Consider the following 1,664-nt stretch of genomic DNA (forward strand, 5'->3'; position numbering starts at 1 on the left):
TCTTCACGGTTTCCTTGGTCTGCGCGCACGAGCGCGTGACGAACTTGAAGCCGTTGGACAAATCCACGAAACAGACGTCGCGGTAGTTGGGGTGAATGCCTTCTTTCATGGCGCAAGCCTCTCGCTGTGATCGTCGGCAGCCACGCGCGCACCATGCGCCGCACTTGCCAAAGCGGTATTCCGTAAGCGGAAAACCATAGATTATAGCCTAGCCTGGGAGGCGAACTGCAACCCAGGCGCCCGGCGATGGGCGTGAACCCGTCCGCGAGCAGGCGGTTTCGCGCTCGGGGCTCAACCCCCGCGACGCATCATGTCGAAGAAGTCGAGGTTGGTCTTGCTCGCCTTCATCTTGTCGAGCATGAACTCCATCGCCTCGATTTCGTCCATCGGGTAGATGAGMTTGCGCAGGATCCAGGTCTTTTGCAGGATCTCGGGCTTCAGCAGCAGCTCTTCGCGCCGGGTGCCTGACTTGTTGATCAGGATCGACGGGTAGACACGCTTCTCGGCCATGCGACGATCCAGGTGGATTTCGCAGTTGCCGGTGCCCTTGAATTCTTCGTAGATCACCTCGTCCATGCGCGAGCCGGTGTCGATCAGCGCGGTGCCGATGATGGTCAGCGAGCCGCCTTCTTCGACATTGCGCGCGGCGCCGAAGAAGCGCTTCGGGCGTTGTAGCGCATTGGCATCGACACCACCGGTCAGCACCTTGCCGGAGCTGGGCAGCACATTGTTGTAGGCGCGGGCCAGGCGGGTGATCGAGTCCAGCAGGATCACCACGTCCTTGCGCAACTCGACCAAGCGCTTGGCGCGCTCGATCACCATCTCGGCCACCTGCACGTGGCGKGCTGCCGGCTCGTCGAAGGTCGAGCTGATGACCTCGCCGCGCACAGTGCGCAGCATTTCGGTCACTTCTTCAGGGCGCTCGTCGACCAGCAGCACGATCAGGTGCACGTCCGGGTGGTTGGCAACGATGGCATGCGCCAGGTGCTGCATCATCACCGTCTTGCCGGTCTTGGGCTGCGCCACGAGCAGCGCGCGCTGGCCTTTGCCGATCGGCGCGATCAGGTCGATGATGCGGCCGGTGATGTTTTCTTCACCCTTGAACGCATCACGCTCGAGCTTGAACGCCTCTTTCGGGAAGAGGGGGGTCAAGTTCTCGAACATGATCTTGTGCTTGTTCTCCTCGGGCGTCAGGCCGTTCACGCGGTCGACCTTGACCAGCGCGAAGTAGCGCTCGCCGTCCTTCGGCACCCGCACTTCACCTTCGATCAAATCGCCGGTGTGCAGGTTGAAACGGCGGATCTGGCTCGGCGACAGGTAGATGTCGTCGGTCGACGCCATGTAGCTGGTGTCGATCGAGCGCAGGAAGCCGAAGCCGTCGGGCAGCACTTCCAGCACGCCGTCGCCGAACACTTGCTCGCCGGCCTTGGCGCGCTTTTTCATGATCGCGAACATCAGCTCCTGCTTGCGCAGGCGCGAGACGTTGTCGATCTCCAGTTCCTCGCCCATCTGGATGAGGGCGGAAACGTGGAGCGCCTTGAGTTCTGACAGATGCATCGACAAACACCCTTGGGGCAAACAGCCGCGTTGCGCCTTCAAATGCGCCGGGCCGGTTCGGTGGTGCCCAACCGCCGGGGATCACCGGCGCCTTGGGCGTATACCGC

At 62.1% G+C, this 1,664-nt stretch carries 2 protein-coding genes; both read right to left on the bottom strand.

Annotation, left to right across the window (positions count from 1 at the left end; all coding sequences use genetic code 11):
- On the bottom strand, nucleotides 1-109 hold a 109-nt coding region (locus tag AC1DYI_RS34900), incomplete at its 3' end, for a 50S ribosomal protein L31 (protein ID WP_477208681.1).
- 182 nt (nucleotides 110-291) lie between these two features.
- Nucleotides 292-1,557, bottom strand: a complete 1,266-nt coding sequence (gene rho, locus AC1DYI_RS34905; RefSeq protein WP_477208680.1) for a transcription termination factor Rho — start codon at nucleotides 1,555-1,557, stop codon at nucleotides 292-294.
- Nucleotides 1,558-1,664: the final 107 nt, after the last annotated feature.

Source organism: Ideonella sp. P3_A4, from assembly GCF_056403075.1.